Raw genomic sequence first — 23902 nt, forward strand, 5'->3', positions numbered from 1 at the left:
TAGGAGAGACGGTATCTACAGCGATCCCGAAGGCACCCACGCAGATCCGCACCCCCGATGGAAAGACCGGCCTCTGTTGACCCGCAACATTCGTTTCGGGATGCCGTTGCATTACAGTAGACGCATCACGATAACGGGGACTTTCCATGTGGCGGGATCACTACGCGCATCTGGCGCGCTACAACCATTGGCAGAACGGCCAGATGCTGGCCGCCTGCGCCACCCTCGACGACGATGAGCGCAAGGCGGACCGGGGGCTGTTTTTCCATTCCATCCACGGCACCCTGAACCATCTGCTGCTCACCGACCGCCTGTGGCTGGGCCGCTTCACCGGCCAGCCGTTCCCGGTGCAAAGCCTGGCCCAGGAGTTGTACAGCGACTTCCCCATTCTGAGCCAGGAACGGCAGCGCACCGACCAGGATCTGGCCGACTACGTGGCCACCCTGTCGGAGCCGGCTCTGGACGGCGACCTGGCCTATCTGACCTCCACCGGGTCGCCGCGCACCCTGCCCCTGCGCCTGTGCCTGACCCATCTGTTCAATCATCAGACCCACCACCGTGGCCAGCTCACCGCCGCGCTCGGCCAGTTGGGCCGGGATTTCGGCACCACGGATCTGATTTTCATGCCCGCCGAAGCCTGACCATGCACGATTCCCTGACCCTGGTAGTGATCCTTCTGACCACGGCGGTGTGCGCCGTGGTGGTGTTCCGTCGCCTGCATCTGCCTCCCATCCTCGCCTACCTGGGCGCCGGCGTGCTGGCCGGCCCCGGCGGCTTCGGCTGGGTGGGCGATACCGCCGGCATGCAGCACCTGGCCGAGTTCGGCATCGTCTTTCTGTTGTTCTCGCTGGGTCTGGAGTTTTCCATTCCCCGGCTGCTGGCACTGCGCCGCGTGGTGTTCGGCGCCGGGCCGCTGCAGGTGCTGCTCACCGCCTTGCCGATCATCGGCCTGCTGTGGTGGCTGGCACCGACGCCGGCGGTGGCGCTGATCGGCGGCGCCGCCTTCGCGCTCTCCTCCACCGCCATGGTGATCCGCGACCTGATCACCCGGGGCGCGGTGAACACCGGCTACGGGCGCGCCGCCACCGGCGTGCTGCTGTTCCAGGACCTGGCGGCGGTGATCATGCTGGTGCTGCTGCCGGTGCTGGCCGACCCGGGCGCCGGCAATCCGCTGGCCACCGCCGCCGCCACCCTGGGCAAGGCGGTGGTGCTGTTCGCCGGCATCTATGTGATCGGCAAATGGGTGCTGCCCCGGGCCCTGGAGGAAACCGGCCGCGCCCGCTCCGACGAAGTGTTCGTGATGACCGCCCTGCTGCTGGCGCTGCTGGCCGCCTGGGTCACCCATGCCCTGGGCCTGTCCATGGCGCTGGGCGCCTTCCTGGCCGGCATGATGCTGGGGGAGAGCCATTTCCGGCATCAGATCGAAGCCGATATCCGGCCGTTCCGGGACCTGCTGCTGGGGCTGTTCTTCATGGGCGTGGGGATGCTGGTGTCGCCGGCCCTGTTCCTGGACTACTGGCCCTGGATCCTGGTCGGCGCCAGCCTGCTGCTGGTGCTGAAAATGGCGGTGGTCACCGGGGTGCTGCGGCTGCTCGGCGAGCGCCGGGAAACCGCCCTGCGCAGCGGCATCCTGCTGGCCCAGGGCGGCGAATTCGGCTTCGTGCTGGTGGCCCTGGCGGTCACCCATGGCCTGGTCAGCAATGAACAGGCCGGGGTGCTGGTGTCGATCACCGTGCTGACCATGGCGGTCACCCCGGCGCTGCTGGAACACAGCGGCGGCCTGACCCGCCGCCTGCTGCGGCAATGGGAGCAGGAACCGGACACCCCGGCGGTGGACGAGGCCACCACCGGCCATGTGCTGCTGTGTGGCTACGGCCGGGTGGGCCAGAACCTGATGCGCTATCTGCACCGCTTCCACCACCAGGCGGTGGCCATCGACACCGACCTGGTGCGCATCCAGGAAGCCAGCCAGGCCGGCGAGCATATTCTTTATGGCGACGCCACCCGCAAGGAGATTCTGGAGCGGGCCGGCATCCATCGCGCCAGCCTGCTGGTGGTGACCTTCGACGATCCGCGCCAGGCGGAACGCATTCTGCACACCGCCCACCAACTGTGCCCGGACCTGCGCGTGCTGGTGCGCACCCGGGACGATGCCCACCTGGACGAGCTGCTGGCCGCCGGCGCCGCCGAGGTGGTGCCGGAGGTGCTGGAGGCGTCACTTATGCTGGTGGCCCACGCCCTGATGATGCTGGAGACGCCGTTCGGCAAAGTGCTGGCGATGCTGCGCCAGAGCCGCCGGGAGCGCTACAAGCTGCTGCGCGGCTACTACCACGGCGAGTCGCTGCCCACCGCCGACCGGGCCGGCAACCCCTACCGCCTGTTGCACGCGGTCACCGTGCACGGCCAGGCCGCCGCCATCGGCAAACGCCTGGGTGACCTGGAACTGGCCGGCGGCAAGGTTGAGGTGCAGTCCCTGCGCCGCGAGGACCGCACCCTGCCGCACCCGGACGGCGATACGGTGTTGCTCGACGGCGACATTCTGATTCTCTACGGGGCGCTGGAAGCGGTGGAAGCGGCGGAGGAACAGCTGCTCGGGGGGTAACTTGCATCGCGACTGAAGTCGCTCCTACAGGGTAGCGATGTAGGAGCGACTTCAGTCGCGATAACGCCCCCCCATACCCGCCTCCGAAGCGGCCCTCCGCGCTCGCGCCGGGGTGCGCCCGGTCCACTGGCGGTACGCCCGGCTGAAGGCGCTGTGCTCCGAGTACCCCAACAGCAGGGCGATCTCCCCCAGGGTCAGGGACCGGTCCGCCAGGTACTGGCCGGCCAGCTGTTCCCGGGTGCGGTCCAGCAAGGTGCGCCAGTTGAGCCGCCGCTGTTGCAGCCGCCGTTGCAGGGTGCGCACCGACATATGCAGCCGCGCCGCCACCCGCTTCAGGCTCACCTGCCCGTCCGGCAACAGCGCCACCATGGCCTGCTGCAGGGCGCGGTCGAAGCCGTCGGACTCCGGCAGCGCCCTTAGCAGCGCCCGGGCCTGGCGGTCCAGCAGCGCCCGGGAGCCGGTATCGCTGCGCGGCAGGCTCAGCTCCAGGAAGGCGAGCGGAAACGACACACTGGTGTGCTCGGCGTCAAAGGTCACCGGGCAGCCAAAGAAATCCTGGTAGGCGCGCCGCCCGGCGGCCTCCGGCGCGGCGAACACGAAACTCACCCGGGCCGGCGCCAGCCGCTGTTGCAGCAGGTGGCGCAGAAAGGTGACCAGGGCGGCGATGGCGACACTGTCCGCCAGCGCCCCGGTGGACACCGAGGCCGGCCAGCGCACCGTCATGCGCTCCCGGTCGGCCACCACCTCCACCAGATCGCGGCCATAGAACAGGCTCTCGTAGCGCTGGTAGGCCAGCATCGCCTCGCCCAGGGTCTGGCAGGTCAGGGTCAGGTAGCCCAGCACCCCCACATGGCGGGGCCGCGCCAGGGCGCCGATCTCCAGGCCCGGCGCCGCCCGCCCCGGGCGCAACGCCACCGCCCGGGCCAGCAGTTCCCGCCACAGCGGCAGCGCCACGATGTCCGCCGGCCCACGGCTGTCGAGAATCTCGCGCAGCTCCGGCGCCGGCAGGTTTTCCTTGTCCAGCCAGTCGGTGAGCAACTGCACCCAGGCCCCGGTAACGCGCATGGCCGTGGCCATGGTCTTCCCCTGTTTGACGACGATGGCGTGAATTGTCAAAAACACGGCACCTTTCGTCAATACCGGCGGCGCCGGCCAGGGTCACAATGGTGGCCATCCTCACAGCTACCGCCTGCAACAGGGAGGCCCGGGTCATGGCCCTGATGGAAATGTTCCGCGATGTCTGGCGCGACAGTGGTCTGGACGGGCTCTGGCAGACGCTGGCGCCCTGGCTGGCCCTGGACGAACGGCAGTTGATCTTCGTCGTCGCCACGCCGGTGTTTATCGGCGTGTTCCTGTGGGAGTACCTGAGAATCCGCCATGACCCGGCGCGGGTGGACCCGCGGGAGTCACTGCGCAATTTCCTGCTCGGCGCCGGCTACCAGACCACCGAGCTGCTGTTCGCCGGGCTGTTGTCCTTTCCGGTGTTCGCCTTCGCCTATCACCACCGGCTGCTGGAGATTCCCCTGAACTGGGCCACCGGCGCCCTGCTCTGGGTGCTCACGGATTTCTGTTTCTACTGGTTCCACCGGGGCTCCCACCGGGTGCGCTGGTTGTGGGCCGCCCACGTCACCCACCACTCCTCGGAGCGGATGAACTTCTCCACCGCCATGCGCCAGAACGCCACCAATATCTTCAACGGCGGCTGGCTGGTGTATGTGCCGCTGGCGTGGATCGGCTTTAATCCGGTGTGGATCGGGGTTTGCTATGCCCTGTCCCTGGTCTACCAGTTCTTTATCCACACCACCCTGGTGGGCCGGCTGCACCCGTGGGTGGAATGGGTGTTCAACACCCCCAGCCACCACCGGGTCCATCATGCCCGCAACCCGGACTATATCGACCGCAACTACGGCGGCGTCTTTATCGTCTTCGACCGGCTGTTCGGCACCTTCACCGGCGAGCGGGACGACCAGCCGGTGGAGTACGGCATCACCCGGCCGGTGTACAGCCGCAGCCTGATCGTCAACTGGTGCCACGAGTACCGGGATATGTTCCGCGACATGGCCCGGGGCGGGCCGGCGGGTCAGCGGCTCAAGCATCTGTGGAAGCCGCCGGAGTGGCGCCGGGACCGGCGGCGCTGACCGGTTACAAAACAAAACCAAACAAAACATATACCCCCCACCGCCCCTGAAACGCCCGGCCCACGGGCGTTTGCCGCCGTTGCAAAACAACGCCGGCCATCGCCCGCCCGGGGCGCCACGGGAAACTGTCATATTCGAATCATCGCCGCACCGTAGCTTGCCGCCTGATTTTCCCTATCGAGGCAGGTCATGAAACGACGCGAATTCCTCAGCCGCTCCGCCACCACCGGGCTGTCCCTGGGGGTCCTGTCCGCCTGCGGAGGCGGCGGCTCCAGCAGCCCGGACGGAGGCAAGCCCGGCACCGACAATCCAGGCACCGGCAACCCGGGCCAGCCCGGGCCCACGCCGAACACCCCGGAGATGCCACCCTATGGCGGCCCGGACCCGTTCCAGCACGGCGTCGCCAGCGGCGACCCGCTGGCCAACCAGGTGATTCTCTGGACCCGCCTCACCGCCGCCGGCCTGGACGAAATCCCGGTGATCGTGGAGGTGGCCCGGGACGCGGACTTTGCCACCCTGGTCTATCAAGGGGTGGGCTACGCCCGTTCCCAGAACGATTTCACCGTCAAGCTGGACCCGCTGCTGCCGGACCCGGAAACCACCTATTTTTACCGCTTCCGCAGCCTGGGGTTCACCAGCCCGGTGGGGCGCACCCGCACCGCCCCGGCCCCCGGCGCCCAAGTCGACCATCTGCGCCTGGCGGTGGTGTCCTGCTCCAACCTGCCCTACGGCTGGTTCAACGCCTACGCCCGGGTGGCCCGCCGCGCCGATCTGGACGCGGTGCTGCACCTGGGCGACTACATCTACGAATACGCCCAGGGCGAGTACAACGACCCGGACCTGGCCGGCCCGCGGCCGGTGGACCCGCCCCACGAAATCATCACCCTGGACGACTACCGTCGCCGCTATGCCTGCTATCGCCGGGACCCGGACCTGCAAGAGTGCCACCGCCAGCATCCCTTTATCTGCGTGTGGGACGACCACGAGATCGCCAACGACGCCTGGATGGATGGCGCCGAAAACCATAACGAAGGCGAAGGGGATTTCGCCGACCGCAAGCGGGCGGCGGTGCGCGCCTATTACGAATGGATGCCGATCCGCATGGGCTTCCCGGACCGGGATATGCGCATCTACCGGCGCTTCGACTACGGCGACCTGCTCACCCTGGTGATGCTCGACACCCGCCTGATCGGCCGCGACCAGCAGGTGGACAGCCCCTCCGAGGCCCGCGACCGCAACCGCCAGCTGCTCGGCCAGGACCAGCGCCAATGGCTGTTCGAACAATTGGAATATTCCCGGGGCCGGGGCGCCCGCTGGCATGTGATCGGCCAGCAGGTGATGCTGTCGCCGCTGACCCTGGGCACCCTGCCGGACACGCCCAACTGGGACCTGGGCGGCGGCGCCCAGCTCAACTACGACCAGTGGGACGGCTACCAAACCAGTCGCCGCGCCCTGCTCGGCCGCATCGAAGCCATGGCCCTGGACAACACCGTGGTGCTCACCGGCGACATTCACAGTTCCTGGGCCATGGACGTGAGCGCCGACCCGGGCAACCCCCTGGTCTACAACCGCTTCACCGGCCAGGGTTCCCTGGCGGTGGAGTTCGTGACCCCGGCGGTGACCTCGCCGGCGGCGCCCAGCAAGGCACTCTCCGATCTGGCCCGCGCCGCCCTGGTGCCGCTTAACCCCCATCTGAAATGGGTGGATCTGTTCCACCGTGGCTATCTGGTGCTGGACCTGACCGCCGAGCACTGCAAGGCGGACTGGTTCCACCTCAACACCGTCAGCGAACCGGACGACAGTGAGTTCTTCGCCCGCTCCTACCTGACCCGCGATGGCCAGAACCATGTGGAGCGGGCTTCCCAGCCCAGCGCCCCGAAAACCGCCGCGCCGCCGTTGGCGCCCGCAACGCAAGGAATCAAGCCATGAGCCTGAAACGACGTGACTTCATTCGTAACCTGTTGATCGGCGGCGCCAGCGTACCGGTGCTGAGCGCCTGCGGGGGCGGCGGTGGCGGTGGCGGTGGCGACCAGGCCGCCACGCCCGGCCAGGGCGGCCAGGAAACCGGCAACACCCCGGACACCCCGGAGGCGCCCCGGACCCTGCGTTTTATCGCCGTCGGCGACACCGGCAGCGGCGGCCAGGGCCAGTACCAGGTGGCCGCCGCCATGGAAGCGGTGGTGGCCGAGCGCGGCTGCGACCTGGTGCTGATCACCGGCGACAACATCTATGAAGCCGGCGTCACCGCCGTGGACGACCCCCAGTTTCTGGAGAAATTCGAATACCCCTACCAGAACCTGGACCTGCCGTTCTTTCTCTGCCTGGGCAACCACGATTGCGCCAGCACCGTGTTCGGCGGCGGCTCGGACAACCAGCGCGGCGATTACCAGGTGATGTACCACTACAGCCGCGACCGCTATTCCAATAAGTGGCACATGCCGGCGCGGTTCTACAGCCAGGCCTTCGATACCTCCCGGGACACGCCTTTCCTGGAACTGTTCGTGGTGGATTCCAACCCGCTCACCAGCTTCTATCTGGACCGGGACGAGAACTTCAACTGGGCCAACTACGGCTACCCGCAACAGACCTGGATGAAGCGCGCCGTGGGCAAAAGCCAGGCCCACTGGAAAATCGCCATGACCCATGTGCCCTACCGCTCCAACGGCAAACACGGCAACGCCGGCGACCTGGACGCCCACCTGCGCTGGATGTTCAACAACCCGGACGCGGACGGCCTGCGCTACAAAGCGTTTCTGGAAGAATGCTTCGCCGACCGCGCCGACCTGCTGCTCACCGGCCACGACCATTCCCTGCAATGGCTGCAACCGGCCCAGGCCATGGGCCGCACCGAACTGATGGTGTCCGGCGCCGGCGCCAAGACCGACGACTTCAAGGACGCCAGCCGTAATCCGGTGCGCTACCAGAACGACAGCGAGTACGGTTTTGTCTGGGTGGAACTGAACGAGGACAGCATGACCACGGTGTTCTATCAGGTCTCCCCGGAGGACGGCAGCTTGCGCATCGGCCACCAGGAAACCCGCGCCAAGCCGGTCACCGCCCGGGTTTTGGAACCGGCCTGAGCGGCGGGCCGGTTCACACTACTTGCCAGGCGTGCTGGCGGCCTTGCGCTTGGCCCGCAGGCGCAGGTTGAGCATCTCCACGCCGAAGCTGAACGCCATGGCGAAATAGATGTAGCCCTTGGGAATGTGGAATTCCAGACCGTCGGCCACCAGCGCCGTGCCCACCAGCACCAGGAACGACAGCGCCAGCATCTTCAGGGTCGGGTGCTCGGTGATAAAGCGTCCGATGGCGTTGGCGAACACCATCATGAAGCCCACCGCGATCACCACCGCGATCACCATCACTTCCAGATGGTTGGCCATGCCCACGGCGGTGATCACCGAATCCAGCGAGAACACCACGTCGAGCAGCGCGATCTGAATCAGGATGCCCGCGAACGAAGCCCCGGCCTTGGGCTTGGCCAGTTGCGGCTCGTCATCGGCGTCCTCGATGGAATGGTGGATCTCCAGCACCGACTTGGCGAGCAGGAACAGGCCGCCCAGGATCAGCACCAGATCACGGCCGGAAATGCCCTGATTGAGCACGGTGAACAAATCGGCGGTGAGCTGTGTCAGCCAGGCCAGCGACGCCAGCAACAGCAGCCGCATCACCATGGCCATGGACAGACCGATAAAACGGGCCTTGGGTCGCTGCTTCTCCGGCAGCCGGTCCACCAGGATCGACATGAAAATAATGTTGTCGATGCCCAGCACGATCTCCAGGGCGGTCAGGGTGGCCAGGGCGATCCAGGCCTCCGGCGAGGTGATCCATTCCAGCATGACTTACTCCAATAATGACCCGGCCAGCCGGGCGGCCACGTCACGGTCCAGATAGGCCAGCCGCACCCGGCGCTTCGCCAGGCCACCGCCGGCGGTGTCGATTTCCAACTCGGTCATGCGATAGCGCCGGTCGAAGGGATTGCGGGCCAGGCGCACGGTTTGAATACGATTGCGCGGCACCACCGCCAGCCGGCGCCACAACCAGCCCCGGTGAAACAGCAGCAGGTCCGGGGTCAGGGCCCAGCGGGTATAACGGGCGTAAAGATGGCCATGCAGCAGCGCCACCGGCAGCCCGGCGGGCAGCACCGCCAGCCCCGGCCAGCCCCACCACCAGATTGCCGGCGGCAGGCTCAGCAGCGCCCAGCACCAGAGCCACAGGCGGGTCAGCCGGCGGCGGGTGCGCGCCGACAGGGGCCGCCAGTCCGGGGCGGCCCGGTCCATGCCGGGCAGCGCCCGGTCGATCAGGGCGTCCGCCCGGGCCGGCCGGCAGATCGGTGCCAGCGGTCGGGCGCCGCCGCTCTGGCCCGGTTCGGCGGCGCCGCCGGCCAGATCCACCTGCAGGGTGACGCGCCGGAACAGGCGGTGCATTGGCGTGGCCAGTTGGTGCACCACCTGGATACGGGGCACCCGCAGGGTCACCGTGCGGCGGGTGAACAGGCCATGGCGGGCGCGCAGGTCGTCGCCGTCCTGCTCCAGGGTGTAATCGTGATATTGCACCAGGGCGGTGATCACCGACAGCAGCTTGCCCACCAGCAGCACGCCGACCACGGTGGCCAGCACCAGAACGATCTTGAGCACCAGAGCCAGCTGGCTCACGTAGACCACCCCGGCGTCCAGCAGGGCCGGCCCCAGCAGCCGCTCCAGGGTTTCCACCCCGACCACCTGCAATACGGAGCCGACCACCGCACCCAGCCAGAACAGGTTACGGTTGTCGATCAGTCCCATCAGAATCAATTCGCTGGCCGGCAACCTGAGCAGGGGCGTCGCCCGGTGTTTCGCGTCCTCCACGCCGGCCGGCGGGTCCCCTTCGCTCCCCGGTGCATCGTCCGTATCGGCCACCAGCGCCCGGCGGCGGGCGAACACCGCCTCGCTCAGCGCCCGGGCGCCATCCACCGACAACACCCGGATGGTGGCTTCCGCGCCACCGCCGCTGGAGGTTTCCACCTTAACGTCGGCCACGCCCAGCAGGCGGTGCAGCAGGGTACGTTCGGTATCGATGTTCTCGATGCGCCGGTAGTCGATCTGGCGCAGGTTGCGAAACACCAGCCCTTCGCGGATCAGCAGACCCTCCGGACCGTAATCGTAGCGGTACACCCACTGGTGCCAGAGCCCGGCCAGGGGGCCGAGCAGCAGCAGCGGTATCAGCATCCACAGGGCACCGTCCCATTCCGCGCCCAGGGCGGCGGCGATGCCCAGGGGGATCAAGGCCCCCAGCCCGCCGACCAGATGGAATACCCAGCTCAGTGGATGCAGGCGCCGTTCCGGCACCGGGTGGCCGTTCTCATACCGCATCGCCGTCGCCCTCGCGCAGCAGCCGTTCGCGCAGCGCCAGGGCGGTGTCGTGCTCCAGGCCCGGCAGGGTGGTCACGGTGAAACGGCTGCCGGCGGTGTACAACCGCAGGGTGGCGACGCCGAAGGCACGCTGCAGCGGCCCCTGGCTCACATCGGAATGCTGCACCCGCACCCGGGGCACGGTGATACGGTGGCGCCACAGCAGGCCACGCTCCACGCTCAGGCCGCGCTCATCCAGACAGTAGCGCAGACGCCGGTACCAGACCGCCGGCAACCACCAGCCCAGGGCCGCCAGCACCAGCAACGCCACGACCCCGGCGAGCAACGCCGGCCTGGCCAGGGGACCGCCGGCCAGCAACGGCGCGAACACCGCCCCCAGGCCCAGCGACACCACCGCCACGCCAACCAGCGACTGCACCCGCCACACCGCCACGGTGCCCGGATGCACGGCTTCGAACCCCATGGTGTTCCCCCTGGTCCGCAAAAGGACCATTACAACGGATTCCTCAATCGTGGGACAACTGTTCCTTGCGCAGCTCTTCCATCAGGTCACGGAGGCGGCGGCGCTGACGGCGGCGGGTCAGCCGCTTGCTGTCCCAGGTGTCCGGCACCAGCATGCGGCCCCGGTCGGTATCGCGGACCACGAAGCGCCGTTCCACGCCGATCGGCATATCGTCGGACCCGTAGATCGCCACCACCTGGATGGTCAGCGCTTGCAGCCCCCGTGGATCGCCATCCTCGCCGGCGGGCAGGTCATGGCCCTTGAGCACCCGCTGGATCACCTCCCGGAACGCGCCGATATGCAGAAAGTCGCCGGAATTCAGCGGCCCCTGGCGGGTGCTCTCGCGCAGCGACGGGGCGCGGCGCTGGTCCTGCTCGTCGCCTTGCTGGTAGGCCTGCTCCAGCTCGGTCACGTCTTCCAGGAAAACCCCGTCCCGGGTTTCCAGGCGCGCCAGAATATGCTCCACGAACACCGCCTCGGCGCTCATGTTGCTGATAATGCAGAGCGCGTTCACGTCCCGGTGTTTGCCGCGATTGATAACGATACGCGGGCGTACCTGGCGGCGGTAACTGCTGTACAGCAACTGGGCATAAACCAGCCAGATCAGCAGCGTGCCGAAGCTGATCAGAACGCTGAGCACCTTGCTGTGCTCTTGAATCCATTCATACATGTCTTGTTCTCCTTTTTCAGGGCGGCGCAGCCTAACGCCCCGGGCCCCGGCCTTTTGCGAAATGGTGTAAAACTCGCCGGCCCGGAGCCGTCGTTTCATGTGCCCGCCACAAGGGCGTACTATCATGGGGTAATAGCCCCGAGCGAGCGACACTCGCCCAACGAAGATTTTCGCCTACGTAAGGAGGTGCGCAGTGACACGGATTGGCCAGGACACCCTGAACAGCGCCAAGACCCTGGACGTAAACGGCAAGACCTATCACTACTACGATCTCAATGCCGTCGCAGAACAGGGCTGGGGTGATCTCAGCAAGCTTCCCTTCACCCTCAAGGTGCTTCTCGAAAACCTGCTCCGCCATGAAGATGGCGACACCGTCACCACCGAGGACATCGAGGCCCTGGTGCGCTGGCCCGAGAAGCGCGCCTCCGACCGCGAAATCAACTACCGCCCGGCCCGGGTTCTGATGCAGGACTTCACCGGCGTGCCCGGTGTGGTGGATCTGGCGGCCATGCGCGATGCCATCGCCAAGGCCGGCGGCGACCCGCAACGCATCAACCCGCTGGCTCCGGTGGATCTGGTCATCGACCACTCGGTGATGGTGGACAAGTTCGGCAACGCCCAGGCGTTCGAGCAGAACGTGGAGCGCGAATACGAACGCAACAGGGAACGCTACCAGTTCCTGCGCTGGGGCCAGAAAGCCTTCGACAACTTCCGCGTGGTGCCGCCGGGTACCGGTATCTGTCACCAGGTGAACCTGGAATACCTGGGCCGCGGCGTCTGGTCCAGCGAGTCCGACGGCAAGGCCTTCGCCTACCCGGACACCCTGGTAGGCACCGACTCCCACACCACCATGATCAACGGTCTGGGCGTGCTCGGCTGGGGCGTGGGCGGTATCGAGGCGGAAGCGGCCATGCTCGGCCAGCCGGTGGCGATGCTGATTCCCGAGGTGGTCGGCTTCAAGATGACCGGCAAGCTGCGCGAAGGCGTCACCGCCACCGACCTGGTGCTGACCGTCACCGAGATGCTCCGTGAGCGCGGCGTGGTCGGCAAGTTCGTGGAATTCTACGGTGACGGTCTCGCCGACCTGAGCCTGGCGGACCGGGCCACCATGGGCAACATGTCCCCGGAATTCGGTTCCACCTGCGCGTTCTTCCCCATCGACGAACGCACCATTGAGTACCTGGAACTCACCGGCCGGCCCAAGGACGAAATCGCCCTGGTGGAAGCCTACTGCAAGCAGCAGGGCCTGTGGCGCCATAACGACAGCCCGGAACCGGCCTTCAGCGACGCCCTGGAGTTGGACCTGAGCCAGGTGGTGCCCAGCCTGGCCGGCCCGAAACGGCCCCAGGACCGGGTGCCGCTCACCGGCATCAAACAGACCATCACCGACATCATCACCGAACAGCTGGACAAGGACGACAGCGAAATCGCCAAGCTCGAGGGCGAAGGCGGCCAGACCGCGGTGGGCAACCAGGACCCGGGTTCCGGCGTGGAAGTGACCATGGACGGCGAGACCTTCCAGCTCGACCATGGCGACGTGGTGATCGCCGCCATCACCTCCTGCACCAACACTTCCAACCCCAGCGTGATGCTGGCCGCCGGCCTGGTGGCCAAGAAGGCGGTGGAGAAGGGCCTGACCCGCAAGCCCTGGGTGAAAACCTCCCTGGCACCGGGCTCCAAGGTGGTCACCGACTACCTGGCCAAGGCCGGCCTGCAGGAATATCTGAACAAGATCGGCTACAACCTGGTGGGCTACGGCTGCACCACCTGCATCGGTAACTCCGGCCCGCTGCCCGACGAGATCGACAAGGCCATCGCCGAGGGCGATCTCACCGTGGCCTCGGTGCTGTCCGGCAACCGCAACTTCGAGGGCCGCATTCACCAGAGCGTGCGCACCAACTGGCTGGCCTCGCCGCCTCTGGTGGTGGCCTTCGCCCTGGCCGGCACCGTGCGCATCAACCTGGACAAGGAGCCGATTGGCCACGACCAGGACGGCAACGAGGTTTACCTGAAGGATCTGTGGCCCTCCAGCAAGGAAATCCAGGACGCCCTGGTGGCGGTGGACACGGAGATGTTCAGCAAGGAATACGCCAGCGTGTTCGACGGCGACGAAATCTGGAAAAGCCTGCCGATTCCGGAGTCCAAGACCTACGAGTGGGACGAGCACTCCACCTATATCCAGAACCCGCCGTTCTTCGACGGACTCACCGAGCAAGTGGACGATGTGCAACCGGTGAAGAACGCCCGCATCCTGGCGTTGCTGGGCGACTCCATCACCACCGACCACATCTCGCCGGCCGGCGCCATCAAGGCCGACAGCCCCGCCGGGCATTACCTGCAGGGTCATGACGTGGAGCCCATCGACTTCAACTCCTACGGGTCCCGGCGCGGTAACCACGAAGTGATGATGCGTGGCACCTTCGCCAATATCCGTATCCGCAACGAGATGACGCCGGACATCGAGGGTGGCTACACCAAGCACCTGCCCGGTGGCGAGGAAATGCCGATCTACGGCGCCGCCATGCGCTATCAGCACGACGGCGTGGAAACCGTGGTGGTAGCCGGCAAGGAATACGGCACCGGTTCCAGCCGTGACTGGGCCGCCAAGGGCACCCGCCTGCTGGGGGTGCGCGCGGTGATCGCCGAAAGCTACGAGCGTATTCACCGCTCCAACCTGATCGGCATGGGCGTGCTGCCGCTGCAGTTCCCGGAAGGCACCACCCGCAAAACCCTGAACCTGGACGGCACCGAGGAAGTGGACATCCCCAACCTGGGCAACGACCTGAAACCGAGCCAGGAAATCGAGGTGGTGTTCCGCAAGGAAGGCGGTAAGGAAGAGCGGGTGAACTGCATCAGCCGCCTGGACACCGGCGCCGAGGTCACCTACTTCAAGCACGGTGGCATCCTTCACTACGTGCTGCGTCAGATGATGAAAAGCTGACCGTCACCAGCACCGCACAAGGGGCGCTTCGGCGCCCCTTTTTTATGGTTTATCGCGGCGAACCTTTTTTATTGCATTAAATACAAACCACAATCCTATCCGACAAATTTCTTTGTTTTATTCCGGACTTTTTAAGACGATCAAAAACGTGAGGCACCGCTGCTCTGACTGACAGTATAGAGCAGAGACGGTATTTCACGGGGTCGCTTTGCCTTAATAGCCCTGATTTCATTTATTGCATAAAAGCAATAATAAATGGTCAGGATGGAAGCCGAAGCCATGACGGACCCTGTGAGACGAACGCCCCGCGTACATTCTTTTTTGTATATTTATCGCAATCACGGCGGCGAATTCTGGTGGTGTGCGGTTCCCTACCTGGACCGCCACGGCCGCCGCCACCAGCGCCGCCGCTCGTTCCGCGACCGGCGCTATGGCAGCCGGGTGGCGGCCCTGCAGGAAGCACGGCGCTGGCGCGATGCCGCCCTGGATGATCCGGCGGTGCGCGCCGCCATGGGCGACCGGCGCCCGCTGATGCTGTATGCCGCCGACGACGGCGAACCACCGGAGGACGGGCGCAACCCCTTCGGTCTGGTGGGAGTGACCGTGACCTTCCGCGACAAACCCCTGGGCGGCAATTTTTCGGTGACCGCCAATCGCGGCCGCAAGAAATGGTTTTCCATGCGCCGTTACGGCGGCTACGGGGCCTTCAAAAGAGCGGTGATCCAGCGTTGCCAGTGGGTCGGCGTGCCGGTGCCGGAGGAACAGGAATTGCGTCGCCGCTATGACGATTGGGCGGAGCGCAATCGGGCGCGGCTGCGCCGTTACGGGCTGGAACCCTAGCCCGCCAGAACCTCCAGCAGGGCCCGCTCGCCGGCCCCCGGCGACCGTTGCCGATGACGCAACAGGTACAGCGGCCGGCGGAACCGCTCCCCCGGCCCCGGCAGGCTCACCAGCCGCCCGTCCTCCAGCGCCGCCGAGGCGGCGATCTCACTGACATAGCCGACGCCGGCACCGGCCAGCACCGCCTGCCGCACCGCCTCGCCGGCGCCCAGCTGCAGAATCCGCTCCGGGGCCGGAAAGTCCTGCCCCAGACGGGCCTCGATCACCGCCCGGGTGCCGGAGCCCGGTTCCCGCATCACCCAGGGCCAGCGCGCCGCCGGCTGTCCGGCCAGCCGCGCCGCCAGGGCCGGCGATGCCACCCGCACCAGGGTGTCGTCCCGCCAGGCCTGGGCCTCCAGCAGCCGGTGGGAAACCGGCCCCTCCACCAACGCCAGGTCCGCGTCCAGGGACAGCAGGCGCTCCACCGCCCGGCGCGTGTTGATCACCTCCAGGCGCACCTGGGCCTCGGGATGCCGGTGGCGGAAGGCCGCCAGCAAGGGCGGCAGATAGTAATTGCCCAGGGTGTGGGTGGCGACCAGGGTCACCTCCAGCCGGGTCTCGCGGAACAGCGACTCGCACCGTGCCACCTGGTCCAGCAAGGCCCGGGCCTCCGGCAGCAGCCGCTGCCCGGCCCGGTTCAGGTGCAGCCCACGGCCGATACGGTCGAACAGGCGCTCGCCCAGACGCTCTTCCAACTGGCCCAGGCCCAGGCTCACCGCCGGCTGGGTCAGCGACACCTGGCGCGCGGCGGCGGCCACGCTGCCGGTTTCCGCCACCGCCAGAAACAGGCGCCATTGGCGCAGGGTGGTCTCATTCATAAATTTATTTTAGTTATATCTTTATATTTATTAAATATATTTATTCCCGCCCGGGCGTCACAGTGGCCTTCCTGCCCGACCCCGGAGGCCACCATGACCGCCCTCGCCCTGCCCCGCCGTTCCGATTGGCCGTTCGTCGCCCTGGTATTGGCCTGCGGTGCCGGCGGCCTGGCCCTGGCCCACACGCCCCTGGCCGGTCGGTGGGGGCTGGGTGCCCTGGCCCTGGCGTTGCTGGTCGGTCTGCTGGTGGCCCAGCCCCTGCCGGCGCCCTGGCGGCGGCGCGCCCAGCCCGCCCTGGTGCTGTTCAAGGGGCCGGTGCTGAAAACCGCCATCGTGCTGTATGGCCTGCGCATCCCCATGGACGCGGTGGCCCAGTTGGGACCGGCGGTGCTGGTGCTGGACGCTGTTCAGATCCTGGTCAGTCTGCTGCTGGCCGGCTGGTTGGGGCCGTGGCTGTTCCGCATGCCGCGCAACGCCGCCTTATTGATCGGCGCCGGCAACGGCATCTGTGGAGCGGCGGCGGTACTGGCCGCCGAACCGGTGCTGCGGGGCCGCGACCGGGACGGTGCCATGGCGGTGGCGGCGGTGGTGGTGTTCGGCACCCTGAATATGCTGTTGCTGCCGGTGCTGTTCCACCATTGGCCCACGCTGTTTGGCGATCCGGGCAACTTCGCGCTGTTCACCGGCGCCACCGTCCAGGAGGTGGCCCAGGTGCTGGTGGCCGCCCAGGCCATGTCGCCGGCCCTGGTGGACACCGCCCTGCTGGTGAAGATGGCGCGGGTAATGATGCTGGCGCCGGCGCTGATGCTGCTGGCCCTGGCGGCGCGCGGCGGCAACGGGGCGGGCACCGGCGCGGCCGGCCCCAGGCTGCCGGTGCCGCCCTTCGCGCTCTGGTTCGTGCTGGCGATGGTGGTCAACGGCCTGGGCCTGATACCCGGCGCCCTGCGCCCGGCCCTCACCTCCGTGGACGATGTGCTGCTGACCCTGGCCATGGCCGGCCTGGGTCTGAGCACTCACATGAGCCTGCTGCGTGAGGCCGGCTGGCGGCCGCTGGCCCTGGGGGCGCTGCTGTGGGCGACCGTGCTGATGGTGGCGGGCACGGCGCTGGCCGCCGGCTGGGTAGGCTAACGGCGCCGTTCAACCACGCTGATCTCGACGCCCAGCTCCTTGAGCACCGCCAGCACCGTTTTCAGGGTGGGGTTGCCGCGTTCGCTCAGTGAGCGATAGAGCTGCTCCCGGGAGAGACCGGTTTCCCGGGCCAGCCCGGCCATGCCCCGGGCGCGGGCCACCACGCCCATGGCCCGCGCAATATAACCGGCGTCGTCGGTGGCCAGCGCCTCGTTGATAAAGGCCGCGGCGGCCACCGGGTCCGCCAGTTGCTCCGCTGGATCGAATGGCAAAAAACGCTCAGTCATTTTCACATCTCCAATCGCGCGGAATGCGCTCCGCGCGGGCAATGTCCCGTTGCCGCGACCCTTTGTGACCACCGCAAAGCAACAAAATCAAAGTGTCACCACGCCGGTAAAAATAAACCCGGTACCCGGGCCCATGGTGCAGACGAAGCTCACGCATTTCCGCCCCCACCCACTTGGTGTCCACCGTCAAACCTTCGCTCAGGCGGTGGATCGCCGATACCAGCCGGCCCTTGGCCACCGGATCACGCAAGCGCGCGAGCCAGCGATGGAAGTGCCGGGATTGCATTACTCTCATGCTGTCGTCCTTAAACTACATGAATTTTATAAACTACACAATCACCAAACCCCGATCCTTCAGCTTGGCGTTCACCGGCCGCCGCCGCTATCGGACATCGACCAACGCGGCTGTAAGCCATTGGCTGGTCCCTTTGTCATATCGGGCGGTAGACTGCGGTTTTGATTCGGCGGGAGTGGCAGCGATGCGTTTATCAGGGAACGGCTGGGCGGCGTGGGTGTGCGTGCTGTGGCTGTGCAGCGGGTCCACCGGCGCGGCGCAAAGCGGCGTCCCTTCGCCGACCGCCGAGGCCAGGCCCTCCTCCAGCGAAGTCGATGTGGAGGCGATACGCCGCGAACGGCAGGCCTTGCGGGAACGGGCGGAGACGCTGCGCCAACGGCAGTCCACCAACGACGCGCTGATGGAACAACAGGACGCGCAACTGCGGGCTCTGGAACGTCAACTGGAAGCACTGCGCAAGCGGCAGCAGGACTCCAGGCCATGATCCCCACGCCGAAAGGCTGGGGACCTCGACGTAGGAGCGACTTCAGTCGCGATCACAGTGCCGCCCAGCCGCTCCTACACCATCCTGGAAGGCGCCCACGCGGATCCGCCACCCGCAATTTTCCCGCTAAAGCGCGATAAACCTAAAAAAAACCGCCCGGGGGGCGGGCGGTATAAGGGGTAAGAATCAGCGTGTTCGGTTGTTACAGCAACGTCGATTGTCAGGTTGAGCGCAAATCTCAGAGTTTCACGGTCAGCTTGGCCACCTGCTCGCCCTGGTAACGGGCCAGGGACAATTCCTTGTCACTGGGTTGGCGGCTGCCATCGGGCCCCGCCAGGGTGCCGGCCCCGTAAGGGGAAGCGCCGTGGACTTCACTGACGTCCATCTGCGCCTGGTCCGGGTCGGCGTAGCCCAGGGGCACCAGCACGAAACCGTGGTGAGCCAGAGTCAGCCAGGTGGAAATAATGGTGGTTTCCTTGCCGCCGCCGGTGCCGGTGGAGGTAAAGACGCTGGCCACCTTGCCGGCCAGGGCGCCCTTGGCCCAGAGTCCGCCGGTCTGATCCCAGAAAGTGCGCATCTGGCCGCTCATATTGCCGAAGCGGGTGGGGGTACCCACAATCACCGCATCGTAATCCTTCAGCTCCTCGGGGCTGGCTTCCGGGGCCTGCTGATCGGTCTTGCCACCGGCCGCCTTGAAGGCTTCCTCGGGCATGGTTTCCGGCACCCGCTTGATGGTGACTTCCACGCCATCCACGCCGCGAGCGCCCTCGGCCACGGCGTCCGCCAGTGACTCGATATGTCCATACATGGAGTAGTACAGCACCAGAATCCGTTTCATCGCGTTCTTCCTCTCCATCGTCTGTTTTGAAGTTTGAGACTTTAGCAATAACGACGGCGTGAAGGCAGAACGGTGAACCGCGCGGATTGATCGAATTCTTTTATGGGTCCGGCCGCACCAGCCCGCGCTCCTGGTCTCCGAACAGGTGTCCCAGGGCGGCGTTCTGCAACCGGCGGCCGCGCCGCTGCTGCCAGAGGCGCAGGCCCGGCAGGTACCTCAGCAGCACATGGCCGGCGAAACGGGGCAGCAACGACAGCAGCGGAAACCAGGGGCTCACGCCACCCGGCAGGCCCAGCTGGCGCATCTTTTCCCGGTTCAGAAAATAGCGGGTCACGCTCAGATGACGCCGGTAGGCCCAGCGCCGGCGCAGCCCCGGGAAGTGGCTGAAATGCTGGGACAGGGGCTCCAGGGACAGGGCCCGGCCCAGTTCCTGGCTAGTGTGATCCGGCCGGCTCTGGGTCATCATGGCGTGGTGCAGCAACACGATGCCGTCCCCTTCCCGGCCCACCAGCCAGCGTTCGTCCACGCCCATCAACCAGCCGGCGTATTTCCACAGGTGCATCACCGCCCGGGACTCCCGGGCGGTGACCGGAATACCCATCTTGCGCAGCCCGCCCAGCATCACCACGCAAAAGCCGAGATAGGTGGCGGCCATGTCCACCTGGTTGAGCGGCAGGCCCCAGCGGGCATGGTCCCATTCCGGCCGGCGATCCAGGTTGCGGCGCACCAGGCCATGCACCATGCGCACATGCAGGGTGCCCCGGTAGCCCTCGCCGCCGGGCAACAAACCGCCCTCCTCGGTGCAATCGATCCACCATTTTCCGGTTTCCGCCACCCGCCGGGAGGTGCCCTGGCTGAGCGCGCCGGTGAGCACCAGGGACTGATTGAAGCCGGACAGCAGGTAGCCGCCCATCAGCGCCAGGTCACGGAGCACATAGGGCGCCGTCATGCCGGTGGCCTGAATAAAACGGGCGCCCTCGTCCACCAGGGCCGGGTCCAGCCAGGCCGGCGCCGCCACCTGGTCCATGAACGCCTTGAGCGGCGCCGGACAGTCCGGCACCGCGTCCACCCCGTCGCGCACCGCCTTTTCGAACAGGGGCCGGGCCCGGGCCGAGCCGTACTCGTACATCCAATCGATCAGGGCATCCATGGCCGGGTCGCCGGCCCAAAGATCGTCTACGGCCGCCTGATATTCATCGCGGCTGGGCGCCAGCTCCCGGCCCAGCAGGCGGCGCAGCCAGGCCGGCGTGGGGGTGGCGGTCTTTTCGAACGGCCGGGCCCGGGTGGGCACCGGGGCCGTGGCGGCGGAAGCGGAGGCAGTGGAAGGGGCCGGTGCGTTCATGCTGTGCTCCTGGTAGCGGCTTTCCCGGAGCCCTGGCGCAGGGCTCTTGTCGATCACCGCACGTTAATGCGAATATGTATTCGCATTCAATTCGCGTTTTGAGGTTCCATGCGCAAACAGCCACGGCAAAAGCGTTCCCGGGAAATGGTGAAAGCCCTGGTGGAGGCCACCGGCCTGTGCATCCAGCGCCACGGCCTGGACGACACCACCACCGCGCGCATCGCCGAGCAGGCCGGTGTCAGCGTCGGCTCCCTGTACCAGTATTTCGGCGACAAGGACGCCCTGATCGCCGCCCTGCTGGACCGCCTCGCCGAGGACATCGGCGGCGGCCTGCGGCGGCTGCCGCTGATGGAGGTCGGCGACCTGGGCGAGATGGTGCACCGCTCGATCCTGTTTGGTTTCTCGGTGCTGCGCTCCCGGGACGGGCTCTACCTGGAGCTGGTGCGCAACTGGCACCGGCTGCCCACCAACCGGGTGGTGGACCTGCTGCAGCAGCATTTCATGGAACTGGCGCGGCTGTATTTTCTGCGCCACTACCGGGATTACCCCATCGAGAACCTGGAGGTGCGGGTGTTTATCGTCACCAACAGCGTGCTGTTCACCATGGTGCGCCACGTCAGCCAGGGGGATGTGATCGGCGAGCAGGAGCTGGCCCGGGAACTGACCCTGATGGTGGCCGGCTACCTGGCGCGGCCGCCGGCGCCGGAGGCCCTGGCACCATGAGCCCGGATCTGGCCATTATCTATTGCCGCATGATCGCCCAGACCCTGGACGCGGACGCCACCGGCCAGGCCGCCCTGCTGGAAGGCACCGGCATTGACGCCGCCACCCTGGAAAAGGGCGAGGGCTTTATCGACTGGCCCGGTGCCCGGCGCCTGATCGCCAATGCCCTGGATCTGTCGCCGCGCCCGGGCCTGGGCCTGCGCACCGGCCTGCGCGCCCTGCCCGCCATGCACGGCGCCATGGGCATGGCGGCCATGGCCAGCGCCACCCTGCGCGATGCCATGGTGCTGTTCGCCCGCTTCAACAACACCCGCACGCGGGTGTTCAGTACCCAGCTGGAAGAAGACCAGGACACTATTACCCTGGGGTTGGATTTCGCCTGGCCCCAGGACCAGGCGGTGCGCTTTCTCACCGAGTCGGCGCTGGCCTCCGCTTTTGCCTGCCATGTGGTGCTGCGTGGCCGGCCCATCGAGGATGGCGCGGTGCATTTCAACTACCCGGCACCGGCCCATGGGGACTTCTACCGGGAGGCCTTCGCCGGCATCCGGGTGGTGTTCGATGCCCCCCGGGTGGCGCTGACCCTGCCCGCCCACTACGGCGCCGAGCCGGTGCCCAGCCACGACCGGGACCTGCTGTGGATGGCGGTGCGCCAGTGCGAGGCCCGCCAGGAGGCGCTGCGCCGCCACGGCTCGCTCAGTGACCAGGTGCTGGCGCGGCTGCGCGACGAGCCGGAACCGGACCTGGCGGCGGTGGCCCACGCCCTGCACATCAGCCCGCGCACCCTGATGCGCCGGCTCAAGGCCGAGGGCACCGCCTTCCAGGCCCTGCGCGACCGCACCCGGGCGCAACGGGCCGCCGAGCTGCTGGCCCTGCCCCATTACACGGTGGCGGCGGTGGCCCGGGAGCTGGGCTACACCGACGTGGCCAGCTTCCGGCGCGCTTTCCGGCGCTGGTACGGCACCCAGCCCAGCGACTTCCGGCGCCCCTGAACCGCCGCTGTCACTTTCTATCCCCCTGTTGGCAATTTCCGCGTCTGCCCGCCGGCACCGTTCTGGTAAACACTGTGTGCACGTAACGAGGCGGAGACCCGTGATGCATACCGACGCCCCCCAGAACCTGGGAAAAGAGAATCCGGATAACGAAAGCCGGGAGAAACGAGAGCTGGCCCGGCTGCGGCTGTCCCCCACCCTGGCCTGGCCCACGGTGGTGATCCTGATCGGCAGCGTGGGCACCATCGCCGGCAGCTGGGTACTGACCATGAACCACCTGTGGCCCCTGTGGGTGGGCATGGTGGTCAATGGCGTGGCCGGCTACGCCCTGTTCACCCCGGCCCACGAAGCGATTCACCGCAGCGCCGCGCGCAGCCCGAAAATGAACGACTGGCTACTGGCGGCGGCCACCTTCGTGGCGGTGCCGTTCGGCCGGGGCCGGCTGTTCCGGCTGCTGCATATGCGCCACCACCGTTTCGCCAACGAGGAGAACGACCCGGATCACTGGATGGCCAGCAGCCTGTGGACCATGCCGCTGTGGGGCCTGTGGCCCTATTTCTACTTGGCCTACTTCCTGCGTGACCCGGGCCGGTTACCGGGCCTGAAGGTGTCCGAGGTGATGCGGGAAATCCTGGTGGCCGCCGCCATTATCGCGGCGCTCTGGGTGTGGGCACCGTTCTACATGTTCACCCTGTGGCTGATCCCCACCTATCTGGCGTTCTTTCTGATGTGCCTGGTGTTCATGGTGCTGCCCCACTATCCGCACACCGGCCGTCAGGACCAGAACCCGCACCAGACCGCCCTGATGCGCATGGGCCAGGAATGGTGGCTGACGCCGGTGCTGATGTATCAGAACTACCATTTGATGCACCACCTCTACCCGACCATTCCCTTCTACCGCTACGGCAAGGCCTGGCGGGCCCGGGAGGCCCACCACCGCGCCCATTCAGGGGCGATGATCGTGGGTCCCCTTGATCTGGGCCCGCGCCCGCAAGGAGCCGCAACCCCATGACCGAAACCGTTCTGATCACCGGCGCCGCCGGCGGCATCGGCCAGGAGCTGACCCGGCTGTTCGCCGCCGACGGCTACCGGGTGCTGGCCTTCGATTTGCGCGGCGACGCTCTGGAGACCCTGGGGGCGAACCTGCCCGTGGATTGCGACTACCGGCCGCGGGCCATGGACCTGGCCGAGCCGGACGCCGCCCAGCGGGTGGCGGACTGGCTCGACCGGCAGGAGCTGTCGGTGGACGTGCTGGTCAACAACGTGGGCTTCGGCCTGTTCGGCGAGCACGTGGAGCAGGACGTGGCCCGGGTGGGCAAAATGCTGGCGGTGAACAACCAGCTGCTGGCCCAGCTCTGCCTGCTGATCGGCAAGCGCATGAAAGAGGCCGGCGGCGGCCGCATTCTCAATATCGGCTCCCTGGCCGGCTTCTGCCCGATGACCTACTTCGCCGCCTACAGCGCCAGCAAGGCGTTCGTGATCCAGTTCAGCGCCTCCCTGGGGGAGGAACTGAAACCCCACGGCGTGGCGGTGACCTGCTACTGCCCCACCACCACCCGCACCGGCTTCCTGGACACGGCGCAAAGCCAGCACACCTCTTCCCAGGGCATTACCCGCTTCGTCACCGAGCGGGTGGATGGCCCCGCCGAAGTGGCCCGGGGCGCCTGGCGGGCACTGCGGGACGGCAAGCGCTTCGCCCTGCCCGGCTGGTGGCTGACCCTGCAAAGCATCGCCATCCGCATGTTGCCGCTGCGGCTGATGGCCTGGTTCGTGCGCCGCAAGGCGGAGGCCTGAGCCGGCGGCGGCGGTCGTGTCACATGACCTGCATCACGCCGGGCGCGGCGGCACCGGCGGACCTGATGCAAGTGCCGTGAAAAGGCCCTAGAGTAGGCCGGATTCGAACGCAAGGAACCGG

The 23902-nt window shown here is 67.0% G+C and carries 23 protein-coding genes; 13 read left to right on the forward strand and 10 right to left on the reverse strand.

The features are described from left to right. Positions 1-146 precede the first annotated feature (146 nt). A complete protein-coding gene (locus FGS76_RS17570) occupies positions 147-641 on the forward strand; it encodes a DinB family protein (protein ID WP_138773964.1) in 495 nt (164 codons plus the stop codon). 2 nt (positions 642-643) lie between these two features. Continuing rightward, positions 644-2602 carry a monovalent cation:proton antiporter family protein gene (locus tag FGS76_RS17575; protein ID WP_138773965.1) on the forward strand — a complete coding sequence of 653 codons (1959 nt, stop codon included), beginning with the start codon at positions 644-646 and terminating at the stop codon, positions 2600-2602. Positions 2603-2653: 51 nt separating this feature from the next. Here FGS76_RS17575 and FGS76_RS17580 read toward each other — a convergent pair whose 3' ends face one another. Beyond that, entirely contained in the window at positions 2654-3724 is a 1071-nt protein-coding gene (locus FGS76_RS17580; protein ID WP_240692590.1) for an AraC family transcriptional regulator, read from the reverse strand. 89 nt (positions 3725-3813) lie between these two features. On the opposite strand from FGS76_RS17580, the gene FGS76_RS17585 reads away from it, so the two are divergent. The 3 genes from FGS76_RS17585 (at position 3814) to FGS76_RS17595 (ending at position 7820) form a co-directional block, all read left to right on the forward strand. Then, entirely contained in the window at positions 3814-4740 is a 927-nt protein-coding gene (locus tag FGS76_RS17585; RefSeq protein ID WP_138773966.1) for a sterol desaturase family protein, read from the forward strand. 189 nt (positions 4741-4929) lie between these two features. Next, positions 4930-6669 (forward strand): alkaline phosphatase D family protein, encoded by a 1740-nt coding sequence (locus FGS76_RS17590; RefSeq protein WP_138773967.1) that lies wholly within the window; start codon positions 4930-4932, stop codon positions 6667-6669. Next, positions 6666-7820, forward strand: a complete 1155-nt coding sequence (locus tag FGS76_RS17595) for a metallophosphoesterase (protein WP_138773968.1) — start codon at positions 6666-6668, stop codon at positions 7818-7820. The genes FGS76_RS17590 and FGS76_RS17595 overlap by 4 nt, the downstream gene beginning before the upstream one ends. A gap of 18 nt (positions 7821-7838) precedes the next feature. On the opposite strand, the gene FGS76_RS17600 is transcribed toward FGS76_RS17595, so the two are convergent. The 4 genes from FGS76_RS17600 to FGS76_RS17615 are packed head-to-tail and all read right to left on the reverse strand — an operon-like array spanning position 7839 to position 11263. Beyond that, positions 7839-8579: a TerC family protein gene (locus tag FGS76_RS17600; RefSeq protein WP_138773969.1), complete on the reverse strand. Its 741-nt coding sequence runs from the start codon at positions 8577-8579 to the stop codon at positions 7839-7841. A gap of 3 nt (positions 8580-8582) precedes the next feature. Next, positions 8583-10091, reverse strand: a complete 1509-nt coding sequence (locus FGS76_RS17605; RefSeq protein WP_138773970.1) for a PH domain-containing protein — start codon at positions 10089-10091, stop codon at positions 8583-8585. Continuing rightward, positions 10081-10554 (reverse strand): PH domain-containing protein, encoded by a 474-nt coding sequence (locus FGS76_RS17610; protein ID WP_138773971.1) that lies wholly within the window; start codon positions 10552-10554, stop codon positions 10081-10083. Before FGS76_RS17610 ends, FGS76_RS17605 begins: the two co-directional genes overlap by 11 nt. 43 nt (positions 10555-10597) lie before the next feature. Beyond that, positions 10598-11263, reverse strand: a complete 666-nt coding sequence (locus FGS76_RS17615) for a hypothetical protein (protein WP_138773972.1) — start codon at positions 11261-11263, stop codon at positions 10598-10600. A gap of 193 nt (positions 11264-11456) precedes the next feature. Here FGS76_RS17615 and acnA point away from each other — a divergent pair, with 193 nt between their 5' ends. Both acnA and FGS76_RS17625 read left to right on the forward strand, forming a co-directional pair. After that, positions 11457-14204, forward strand: coding sequence for an aconitate hydratase AcnA (acnA, locus tag FGS76_RS17620; protein ID WP_138773973.1), 2748 nt, complete (start codon positions 11457-11459; stop codon positions 14202-14204). 321 nt (positions 14205-14525) lie between these two features. Beyond that, entirely contained in the window at positions 14526-15044 is a 519-nt protein-coding gene (locus FGS76_RS17625; RefSeq protein ID WP_170214510.1) for a hypothetical protein, read from the forward strand. On the opposite strand, the gene FGS76_RS17630 is transcribed toward FGS76_RS17625, so the two are convergent. Then, complete coding sequence (locus FGS76_RS17630) at positions 15041-15901, reverse strand: LysR substrate-binding domain-containing protein (protein WP_138773975.1); 861 nt, start codon at positions 15899-15901, stop codon at positions 15041-15043. The genes FGS76_RS17625 and FGS76_RS17630 overlap by 4 nt on opposite strands. A 93-nt stretch (positions 15902-15994) precedes the next feature. On the opposite strand from FGS76_RS17630, the gene FGS76_RS17635 reads away from it, so the two are divergent. Then, a complete protein-coding gene (locus FGS76_RS17635; RefSeq protein WP_138773976.1) occupies positions 15995-17029 on the forward strand; it encodes a YeiH family protein in 1035 nt (344 codons plus the stop codon). Here the strand turns inward: FGS76_RS17635 and FGS76_RS17640 are convergent. Together FGS76_RS17640 and FGS76_RS17645 are read right to left on the reverse strand one after the other, a co-directional pair. Further along, on the reverse strand, positions 17026-17316 hold the full coding sequence (locus FGS76_RS17640; RefSeq protein WP_138773977.1) for an addiction module antidote protein: 291 nt from the start codon (positions 17314-17316) through the stop codon (positions 17026-17028). The two genes, FGS76_RS17635 and FGS76_RS17640, sit on opposite strands and share 4 nt — an antisense overlap. After that, positions 17309-17611: a type II toxin-antitoxin system RelE/ParE family toxin gene (locus FGS76_RS17645; protein ID WP_138773978.1), complete on the reverse strand. Its 303-nt coding sequence runs from the start codon at positions 17609-17611 to the stop codon at positions 17309-17311. The genes FGS76_RS17640 and FGS76_RS17645 overlap by 8 nt, the downstream gene beginning before the upstream one ends. Positions 17612-17795: 184 nt before the next feature. Between FGS76_RS17645 and FGS76_RS17650 the strand changes: the two genes are divergently transcribed. After that, on the forward strand, positions 17796-18095 hold the full coding sequence (locus FGS76_RS17650; protein ID WP_138773979.1) for a hypothetical protein: 300 nt from the start codon (positions 17796-17798) through the stop codon (positions 18093-18095). A 238-nt stretch (positions 18096-18333) separates the two neighbouring features. On the opposite strand, the gene wrbA is transcribed toward FGS76_RS17650, so the two are convergent. Together wrbA and FGS76_RS17660 are read right to left on the reverse strand one after the other, a co-directional pair. Then, positions 18334-18933 (reverse strand): NAD(P)H:quinone oxidoreductase, encoded by a 600-nt coding sequence (gene wrbA / locus FGS76_RS17655; protein ID WP_138773980.1) that lies wholly within the window; start codon positions 18931-18933, stop codon positions 18334-18336. Between the two features lie 100 nt (positions 18934-19033). Next, entirely contained in the window at positions 19034-20275 is a 1242-nt protein-coding gene (locus FGS76_RS17660) for an oxygenase MpaB family protein (protein ID WP_138773981.1), read from the reverse strand. Positions 20276-20383: 108 nt separating this feature from the next. Here FGS76_RS17660 and FGS76_RS17665 point away from each other — a divergent pair, with 108 nt between their 5' ends. The 4 genes from FGS76_RS17665 (at position 20384) to FGS76_RS17680 (ending at position 23781) form a co-directional block, all read left to right on the forward strand. Beyond that, positions 20384-20998, forward strand: a complete 615-nt coding sequence (locus tag FGS76_RS17665; RefSeq protein WP_170214511.1) for a TetR/AcrR family transcriptional regulator — start codon at positions 20384-20386, stop codon at positions 20996-20998. Beyond that, complete coding sequence (locus FGS76_RS17670; protein WP_138773982.1) at positions 20995-21987, forward strand: helix-turn-helix transcriptional regulator; 993 nt, start codon at positions 20995-20997, stop codon at positions 21985-21987. The genes FGS76_RS17665 and FGS76_RS17670 overlap by 4 nt, the downstream gene beginning before the upstream one ends. A gap of 103 nt (positions 21988-22090) precedes the next feature. Continuing rightward, positions 22091-22999, forward strand: coding sequence for a fatty acid desaturase (locus tag FGS76_RS17675; RefSeq protein ID WP_138773983.1), 909 nt, complete (start codon positions 22091-22093; stop codon positions 22997-22999). Beyond that, on the forward strand, positions 22996-23781 hold the full coding sequence (locus FGS76_RS17680; protein WP_138773984.1) for an SDR family NAD(P)-dependent oxidoreductase: 786 nt from the start codon (positions 22996-22998) through the stop codon (positions 23779-23781). The genes FGS76_RS17675 and FGS76_RS17680 overlap by 4 nt, the downstream gene beginning before the upstream one ends. Positions 23782-23902: the final 121 nt, after the last annotated feature.

It is taken from the genome of Alloalcanivorax gelatiniphagus, from assembly GCF_005938655.1.
Taxonomy (GTDB): Bacteria; Pseudomonadota; Gammaproteobacteria; order Pseudomonadales; family Alcanivoracaceae; genus Alloalcanivorax; species Alloalcanivorax gelatiniphagus.